Raw genomic sequence first — 529 nt, forward strand, 5'->3', positions numbered from 1 at the left:
GTTATCAGTTCATTTATTACCTCAATAGCCCCTGTCATCAGTGGGTTCGTTCCGTTCCTGTTGTCATTAGCTGTTTTGGCAGGCTTCGTTGCTATTTGCATTATTGGCTGGAGGAAGTGAGATGATCCCTAATTGGGCTCCGATGTTCTCTTGGTGGGTTCATAACGGACTTATTCGGAAATTTAATTGGCGTAACGATGAGATCGGCAAACCATCAGCAAAGGTTGCCGCTCTTATGATTTACATAGCAATTACCATGAAATGCGCTGAAGAAGTTGGCATTCAGGAAGTGAAAATAACCTATACCCGGCTATCAGAAATGACAGGGATTAGTCGGCAGCTGATAAGAGAAGGTACAGCTATTTTAGTTAAGCTGGATATGATTGATGTTACGCGGATTGGTCGAAACAACACCTATAAACTGATAAGCAATAAAGAGCGTAGTGGATGGTGCAAGATACCTGCAAGAGCAATAACTACTGAAGGTGGCCATGCTATTACACCATTTGAAGATTTAAAGCTAAGCCGA

At 42.3% G+C, this 529-nt stretch carries 1 protein-coding gene; it reads left to right on the plus strand.

Annotated elements, in window-relative coordinates:
* Positions 1-121 precede the first annotated feature (121 nt).
* On the plus strand, positions 122-529 hold a 408-nt coding region (locus tag PKE79_RS16625), incomplete at its 3' end, for a hypothetical protein (RefSeq protein WP_271174805.1).

The organism is Microbacterium barkeri, from assembly GCF_027921765.1.
Taxonomy (GTDB): domain Bacteria; phylum Actinomycetota; class Actinomycetes; order Actinomycetales; family Microbacteriaceae; genus Microbacterium; species Microbacterium barkeri.